The sequence below is a fragment of the Paracoccus denitrificans genome, assembly GCF_900100045.1.
Taxonomy (GTDB): domain Bacteria; phylum Pseudomonadota; class Alphaproteobacteria; order Rhodobacterales; family Rhodobacteraceae; genus Paracoccus; species Paracoccus denitrificans.
On sequence record NZ_FNEA01000003.1, the window covers coordinates 240,841 to 248,336 of the forward strand.

General features: G+C 66.6%; 9 protein-coding genes and 1 pseudogene. 5 read left to right on the top strand and 5 right to left on the bottom strand.

The window, feature by feature from the left end:
• The first annotated feature begins 12 nt into the window (after positions 1-12).
• Genes hisI through BLT64_RS03655 form a run of 4 tightly spaced genes read left to right on the top strand, consistent with a single transcriptional unit; the run spans position 13 to position 2,614 of the window.
• Positions 13-477 carry a phosphoribosyl-AMP cyclohydrolase gene (gene hisI / locus BLT64_RS03640; protein WP_011747659.1) on the top strand — a complete coding sequence of 155 codons (465 nt, stop codon included), beginning with the start codon at positions 13-15 and terminating at the stop codon, positions 475-477.
• Complete coding sequence (ribD, locus tag BLT64_RS27810; RefSeq protein ID WP_371862686.1) at positions 452-1,147, top strand: bifunctional diaminohydroxyphosphoribosylaminopyrimidine deaminase/5-amino-6-(5-phosphoribosylamino)uracil reductase RibD; 696 nt, start codon at positions 452-454, stop codon at positions 1,145-1,147. The genes hisI and ribD overlap by 26 nt, the downstream gene beginning before the upstream one ends.
• Before the next feature lie 8 nt (positions 1,148-1,155).
• Positions 1,156-1,374, top strand: a complete 219-nt coding sequence (locus BLT64_RS03650) for a hypothetical protein (RefSeq protein WP_011747657.1) — start codon at positions 1,156-1,158, stop codon at positions 1,372-1,374.
• 25 nt (positions 1,375-1,399) lie between these two features.
• The gene (locus tag BLT64_RS03655; RefSeq protein ID WP_011747656.1) at positions 1,400-2,614 is read left to right on the top strand and encodes a CobW family GTP-binding protein; all 1,215 of its coding nucleotides are present in this window, start codon (positions 1,400-1,402) and stop codon (positions 2,612-2,614) included.
• Positions 2,615-2,639: 25 nt separating this feature from the next.
• Here the strand turns inward: BLT64_RS03655 and BLT64_RS27275 are convergent, their stop codons facing one another.
• The 5 genes and pseudogenes from BLT64_RS27275 to BLT64_RS03680 form a co-directional block, all read right to left on the bottom strand.
• Positions 2,640-3,038 carry a helix-turn-helix domain-containing protein gene (locus BLT64_RS27275; RefSeq protein WP_011747655.1) on the bottom strand — a complete coding sequence of 133 codons (399 nt, stop codon included), beginning with the start codon at positions 3,036-3,038 and terminating at the stop codon, positions 2,640-2,642.
• Between the two features lie 40 nt (positions 3,039-3,078).
• Positions 3,079-4,179, bottom strand: coding sequence for a CobW family GTP-binding protein (locus tag BLT64_RS03665; RefSeq protein ID WP_011747654.1), 1,101 nt, complete (start codon positions 4,177-4,179; stop codon positions 3,079-3,081).
• Positions 4,176-4,550: a nucleotidyl transferase family protein gene (locus tag BLT64_RS27720; protein WP_011747653.1), complete on the bottom strand. Its 375-nt coding sequence runs from the start codon at positions 4,548-4,550 to the stop codon at positions 4,176-4,178. The genes BLT64_RS03665 and BLT64_RS27720 overlap by 4 nt, the downstream gene beginning before the upstream one ends.
• A gap of 51 nt (positions 4,551-4,601) precedes the next feature.
• Entirely contained in the window at positions 4,602-5,480 is an 879-nt protein-coding gene (locus BLT64_RS03675) for an NAD(P)-binding domain-containing protein (RefSeq protein ID WP_011747652.1), read from the bottom strand.
• Positions 5,481-5,538: 58 nt separating this feature from the next.
• Positions 5,539-5,736 (bottom strand): annotated as a pseudogene (locus BLT64_RS03680) (bifunctional adenosylcobinamide kinase/adenosylcobinamide-phosphate guanylyltransferase); the annotation flags it as partial.
• Between the two features lie 139 nt (positions 5,737-5,875).
• On the opposite strand from BLT64_RS03680, the gene BLT64_RS03685 reads away from it, so the two are divergent.
• The gene (locus BLT64_RS03685) at positions 5,876-7,480 is read left to right on the top strand and encodes a peptide ABC transporter substrate-binding protein (RefSeq protein ID WP_011747887.1); all 1,605 of its coding nucleotides are present in this window, start codon (positions 5,876-5,878) and stop codon (positions 7,478-7,480) included.
• Positions 7,481-7,496: the final 16 nt, after the last annotated feature.

Genomic DNA, 7,496 nt, shown 5'->3' on the forward strand with positions numbered 1-7,496 from the left:
CACGGAAACACGATGCCCCTCTTTTCTCCCCGCCTCACCGTCGCGCAGGTCGAGGAAGGCCATGCGCTGGCTCCGAAATTCGATGCCGCCGGGCTGATCCCGGTCGTCACCACGGATGCCGCGACCGGCGAGGTGCTGATGATGGGCGTGATGAATGCCGAGGCGCTGACGCGCAGCATCGCAACCGGCGAGGCGCATTACTGGAGCCGTTCGCGGCAACGCCTGTGGCACAAGGGCGTGACCAGCGGCCTGATCCAGAAGATCGTCGAGATGCGGATCGACGACGATCAGGACGCGATCTGGCTGCGGGTGCAGGTTGCCGGAGGCGCAAGCTGCCATGTCGGCTATCGCTCCTGCTTCTATCGCGCGGTGCCGCTGGGCGGGGTCGGTGCGCCCGAGCTGCGCTTCACCGAGTCCGAAAAGCTTTTCGATCCTGCCGAGGTCTATGGCGATGCGCCCAATCCAACCCAGCTCTGATGCGCTCTGGATGGGGCGGGCGCTGGCGCTTGCCCGGCGGATGCGCGGCCATGTCTGGCCCAATCCGCCCGTGGGCTGCGTGATCGTGAAAGACGGCACGATCATCGCCGAAGGCGAGACGCAGCCGGGCGGACGGCCCCATGCCGAGCGGCTCGCGCTGAACCGCGCCGGGGCGGCGGCCCGCGGAGCCACGCTTTATGTCACGCTGGAGCCCTGCTGCCATTGGGGCAGGACGCCGCCCTGCGCCGATGCGATCATTGCTGCCGGGGTGACCCGTGTCGTTGCCGCGATGCAGGATCCCGATCCCCGCGTGGACGGCGGCGGCTTCGCCCGGCTGCGCGCGGCCGGCATCGAGGTGACGGTCGGCGAAGGCGCCACTGACGCCGCTGCGATCATGTCCGGCTTCCTGCACCGCACCCGGACCGGAGAGCCCGAGCTGATCCTGGCCGAACGGGCGGGCGCCGTCCCCGAGGGCGCCGACGCCCTGCTGGAGACGCGGAACGGACGGCACGGGCTTCGCCTGCGCGATCCCGGCCGGCTGGCAGAGGTGGCCTGCGATCTTTCCCCCGATGGCGGGCTTCTGCGCCGCCTCGGTGGCCTCGGCCTGACTTCGGTTGCCCTGTGGCGCGACGACCCGCTATCCGCCGCGCTTTCCACAACGCCCGCATGAGGATTTCGATGAACTACATTCCGCAAACCTATGACGAATGGGAACATTGCATCACCGTCAAATGCCGCATCCCGCTGACACCGGGCTATGTGGCCGCGCGCATCGCCGCGCTTGAGGACAGGCACGACTTCCACACCCAGAAATTCATCGACCGCTGGGGCGAGGCCCATCATGCGCGCACGCTGGAATGGTTCCGCAAGGCCGCGGGCAAGCTCGCCGCCGATTGATCCGCTTTCATTCGGGACGAACACCATGCCGCAGGTTCCGGTCACCATCCTCAACGGCTTTCTCGGCGCCGGGAAGACCACGCTCCTGCAAAGCCTGCTGGTGCAGGCCCGGGTCATGCCGGGCGTGCGGCTTGGCGTCATCGTCAACGAGATGGGCGAACTCGACATCGATGGCGCGATCCTCGACACCAGCGAGGTGATCTCGCGCCGCGACCCGCGCTTTGCCGCCATTCCGGCCGGCAGCATCAGCGGCGCGCAGGGGCTGGAGCAGTTCGCCCGTGCCGTGGACAGGGTGATCTCGCAGGGGGCCGCCACCCATGTGCTGATCGAAACCTCGGGCAGCACCCATCCCTGGCCGCTTCTGGAGGCGATCCGCGCGCATCCCGCCCTGCGGCTGCACGGCTTCCTGTCGGTGGTGGACACGGTGACGCTGGCGCAGGACCACGACCTGGGCCGCGCCATCCTGCCCGCCGCCTCGCGCCAGTTGGCCGAGGGCCGGCGCGGGATCGAGAACCTGCTGGCCGAGCAGATCATGTTCGCCAGCCGCATCCTGCTGAGCAAGATGGACCGGGTGTGCGGCGAGACGCTGCGCACTGTCGCGCAGGCCGTCCACCCGCTCAACCCCTTCGCCGACATCATGGGCATGCAATGGGGCAATGTCCGGCTGGCCGATGTGCTGGCCTTGCCGCCCTATGACCATGCGCGCGTCGCCACCCTGGGGGCGGAACTGACCGACTGGGACCGCGGCCGCGGCACCGCCTCGATGTCCGGGGCCGAAGGCTACCGGCTCGGCAGCATCGTGATCGCGGACCCCCGCCCCTTTCACCCGCAAAGGCTGTGGAAGGTCTATAACCATTCCCTCGGCAACGGCATCCATCGCAGCAAGGGCTTCTTCTGGCTGCCTTCGCGCGACCGGCTGCAACTGCTGTGGAACCAGACCGCCGGCAGCATCGGGCTGGAGATCGTCAATTACTGGAAGATCGCGGCGCTGGAGGACGAAAGCCTCAACCTGCTGCCCGAGGAACGCCAAGAGATGCGCCGCCGCCTTGCCGGCATGTCGCCCGAGTTCGGCGACCGGCGCTGCCGGCTGACCGTGATCGGGGATCGCGACGGGCTTGCGGACTTCGCCGATGCGGTCAGGAGCTGCTTCTGCACCCCTGCAGAGGTCGCGGCCTGGAGGGCGGGCGAAGCCTTCGACGATCCCTGGCCGGCAAGCACGGCGCGATTGTCGCAGCGGTAAGCCGCCCGGTCCTGCAATGCGCCCTTCAGGCCGGCCGCGACGTCCTGAAGCGGTCGCGATAGTCGCGCGGCGTCAGCGAAAACCGGCGCAGGAAGGCCTTGCGCAATTGCTCGTCCGAGGTGAAGCCGCAGCGGAAGGCGATGGCCTTCAGCGGCAGGTCGCAGTCCAGAAGCAGCGCCTTGGCCCGCTCGCAACGCGCGCCTTCCAGATAGCTGGCAGGGGTCGTGCCCGGCGCGCCGCTCATCTGGCTGGTCAGGGCGGTGCCGAACTGCGACTCCGGTAGCCCCCCGATCCGGCCACGGCCCAATTCGTAGCCATGGCAATAGGGACAATGAAACGCGGTCTTGCCCCTGCCATCGTGAGTGGAGCCGCCTTCCAGGGCGACATGGAAATCGTCCCTTTGCCCTGTGGCACCGATAGCCACCGCACCGATTCAGGTCAGGAGCGGATAGCGCAGAAGCTGTTCACGCCCCGCCGTGTTTGAACGCATCGAGGACTGATGCCAGGAAGGGCTGCGGCTTGCCCGCCAGCGTATCGAAATCCGCGCGGATCGCGGCCTCGTCCAGATAGGTGCCGATCACCACTAGGCGGCTCGATGCCTGCCCCTGCGGCCAGGCGTCGAGCCGCGCGACCGGATAAAGCCGATGCTGCACGGCATGGACCACGGCCGGGGCGGCAGGATCATCCTGCAGCGCGACCAGCCCCTTGATCCGCAAAATCCCATTCCCCGGTGTCGAGGTCAGCTTGATCAGGAACCGCCTGAGCGCTCCCAGCTCCAGCGGCTGATCATGCATCAGCGGGATCGCAACGACGTTGCCGTGCCGGTTCAGGTTGTGGAAATCCGCTCCATGGTCGTGGTGATGATCGGTCTCGGCCATAAGCCAGGCCTCGACGCCCTCGCCCTTGCCGAAAGCTGAATAGCTGCCCGGAGCCAGCAGGCGCGCCGGATCGAAATCCGCCGCCGCCGCATCATGGACCCGCAGGGCGGGGTTGATCGTCCGCAGTCTTTCGGGCCAGCCATGCGCCGGGGCCGCGTCGGTCCGGGTCAGGACCGCATGATCGGCGGAGGCGATCTGGCGCAGGCTCTCGGAGTGGCTCTTCAGCGCCGCGCCAATGCCCTGGACATCGACGACCGCGATCGCGCCCGACAGGCGGAAGGCGCGGGCCACCGCATGGTCGCGCAGCGACAGCGCCGCCACCCCGCCCGGAATCAGGCTGTTGATGATCGGTGCGGGATCGGCCAGCCCCGTTGTCTCCACGATGACCCGCGAGAACGGCGGCAGGCGGTCGTCGCGGCGTCCGATAAGCAACTCATCCAGAGACGAGCGCAGGTCGCTGCCGACGGTGCAGCAGATGCAGCCGGTGGTCGTGACCACCGGCCGCTCCCGCCCCTCGCGGATCAGATCGTGATCGACGGAAACCAGGCCGAACTCGTTGATTATCAAAGCCGTGTCTTGGAAGCTCGGGTTCTCGAGGATGCGGTTGAGAAGCGTGGTCTTGCCCGCGCCGAGAAAGCCTGTGAGCAGGAAAACGGGGATCTGGTCCACGGGTTTGCCGGGCCTCATGGGGTGGCTCCTTTCCGGTGGCGTCGTGCCAGCAGGACCTGCTTCAGCGCGGTCAGATGGGGAAATTCGACCAGCATCCCAATGACGATGGTGGCAAGGGTCAAGGGCTGGTCCGGGATCGCGACAGCCGTCACCGCCAGCATCAGCGGCGCATTACGCGCCGCCGTGGTCATCGCCAGCAGGGCTTGCTGCGGATAGGACAGCCGGAACACCCGCACCAGCACATCGAAGACCACGGCGGGGCGGGCATTGCCGATATGGGCATAATCGTAAACGGTGGGGCCGCAGACATAGATGCGGACCTCGCGCGGATTGCGGGGGATGAAGGGCTGTTTCTCGCCGCCCAGGCTGTTGGTCAGGAATAAGGCCATCTTTTCGTCTCTGTCGTGGAAAATGCCGGATCGGTTGCGCGGGGACGGGCCTCAACAGAGGCATTGGTCGGCATCGCAACAGGCCAGATCGTCCAGATACATGTTGTTGGCGCGATAGGCTTCCAGCGCCGCGGTCTCAGCGCCCAGCCGTCCTGCAATGGCGCGGGCGACCACGGCGAAACGCTGCCGGAACTTGTAGATGAAGCAGAACAGATGCCCATTATGCGACACTTCCGGCCCGACCAGGAACAGGCCCGGCAATTCGGTGGATTCGTCCTGCGGCGTCAGCAGCGGCAGGCCGGACTCATTATAGTCGAACCAGTCCGAGACCGGCCCCGTGCCGCTGGCAAAACCCGTGGCCAGGATCGGCGCATGGGCCGAAAGCCAGCTGCGCCCGTCGCCGGCAAGGATGCGGATGCCGCCCGGCTCGGCCTCCAGCGCGATGGCCTCGGCGCCTTCGACCAGCGTGATCGCCCCGCCCTTCAGCGCCGGAGCCAGCCGCTGGCGGGTGAAAGGCGACAGGGCGCGGCTGGGGTCCTTGTCGCCGTCCTGCCAGGGCGCGCCGCGCTCCAGAACCGTCGCGCGCTTGCCGGCGCGCGCGAGCCCGATCGCCGCGTCGATGCCGCTTTCATAGCCGCCGATGACGAAGACCTCGTCGCCCGGCACATCCTGCCAACGGCCGACCGCGGCGTAATGGCGGGCAAGTTCCGCACCGATCAGCCCCCCATCCGAAGGGGTGCCGAACTGCCCGCAGGCCCAGATCACGAAATCCGCGCCGATCTCGCCGCGATCCGTGCGCAGGACGAACCCTTCGCCCTGCGGCTCCAGCCCCAGCACCTCGATACCGCATGCGACGTTCAGCCCAAAGGCCAGCGCCGCCTGCTCCAGATATTGCGCGTAACGCCCGCCGTCGGGATGCTCGCGCTTCAACGACCAGCCGCGCGCCCTGCCCGTCCGTGCGCGCCAGAGCGCCCGCCAGATCGCGCGGCTCCTCGACCGTGCGCCAGCCGCTGCCCCGCCGGTCGCGGTGCAGGCCGATGCGCTGCGTCATTTCGTCGTCCCGGGCCTCGGCCGTGGCGATGTAGATCCGCGCGCCCTCGTGCCGGGCCGCGATGGTTTCGGCCAGCGCGGACTTGCCCGAACGGGCGCCGCCGGTGACCAGGGTGATGCACGGATCGCTGCTCATGTCGATCTTGTTTCACATGGGCGGGCGCTGCGAAAGCCGGAAATCGCACTTGCTGTCTTACAGGTTTTGTGCTCAATTTCGATCATCCGCGCGGCACGGACGACAAGAACCGCGCTATGCATCATCAGAGAGGTGCCCCATGACCCGACTGTTCCTGACGACCGCATTGGTTGCAGGCCTGGCCCTGCCCGCACTGGCGGTCCAGCCCGCCGAGGGCGAGAAGCTGGCCGAGAACCAGTCCTATACCTTCTGGCTGCTGGACGCGATCAAGACCGCCGACCCGCAGAAGAACACCGATGTCGAGGGCTCGGACATCATCCGCCAGCTGTTCGAGGGCCTGCTGAACGAGGACGACAAGGGCGCGCCGGTCCCCGGCGTCGCGAGCGGGTTCGACCTGTCCGAGGACAAGCTGACCTATACCTTCCACCTGCGCCCCGAGGCGAAATGGTCGAATGGCGATCCGGTCGTAGCGGGCGATTTCGTCTATGCCTGGCGGCGGCTCGCCAATCCCGAGACCGCCTCGGAATATGCCTGGTTCATGGAGCTGATGAACGTCGAGAACGCCAGCGCCGTGGTCAAGGGCGAGAAGCAGCCCGAGGAACTGGCCGTCAAGGCGCTGGACGACCACACGCTGGAGGTCAGGCTTTCCACGCCGACGCCCTATTTCCCCAAGATGGTCACGCATGGCTCGACCTTCCCGGTCAACCAGAAGGTCGTCGAGGCCGAGGGCGACAACTGGACCCAGCCCGGCAAGCTGGTCGGCAACGGCGCCTATGTGCTGAAAAGCCACGACCTGGGCGTGCAGATCAGCATGGAGAAGAACCCGGAATACTGGGACGCCGCCAATGTCGTGATGGAGCGGATCAAGGGCCTGACGGTGAACGACAACAACGTCGCGCTGACCCGCTATCAGGCGGGCGAGCTGGACCGGGTGCAGATCCCCGCCGGGCAATATCCGCGGCTCAAGGAGCAGTTTCCCGACCAGGCGATCTCGATTCCCTATTCCTGCACCTATGCCTATCTGCTGAACGTCAGCGAGAAAGGCCCCGAGGCGCTGAAGGACGTGCGGGTGCGCAAGGCGCTCAGCTATGCCATGCAGCGCGACGTGGTGGTGAACCAGATCCTGCAGGGCGGCCAGAAGCCCGCCTATAACTGGTCGCATTGGGCCATCGAGGGCTTCCAGATGCCCGAGATCGACTATGCGGGCTGGTCCCAGGCCGAACGGCTGGAAAAGGCCAAGGCGCTTCTGGCCGAGGCCGGCTACGGCCCCGGCAAGCCGCTGAAGCTGACCCTGCAATACAATACCGACGAGAACCACAAGAAGATCGCCGTCGCCGCGCAGCAGTTCTACAAGCAGATCGGCGTCGAGCTGACCCTGAACAACGTGGAATGGAAGGTGCATACCGACCGCATGCAGTCGCAGGATTTCGAGATGGCCCGCTATGCCTGGTGCGCCGACTATAACGAGGCCTCGACCTTCCTCGACTATTTCCGCAGCACGGGCATGAACTACGGCAAGTATTCCAACCCGGAATTCGACAGGCTGATGGATCAGTCCAAGACCTCGGAAGACCCGAACGCGCAATATACCGCGGCCGAGAAGATCCTGGCCGAGGACATGCCGCTGGTCCCGGTCTATCAATATTCCAAGGTCGACATGATCCGCGACGACATCAAGGGCCTGCCGACCGAGAACGTGATGAACGACTGGTATGCCAAGGACATCTACCGCATCCAGAAATAAGCCTCGGGGGCGGCCC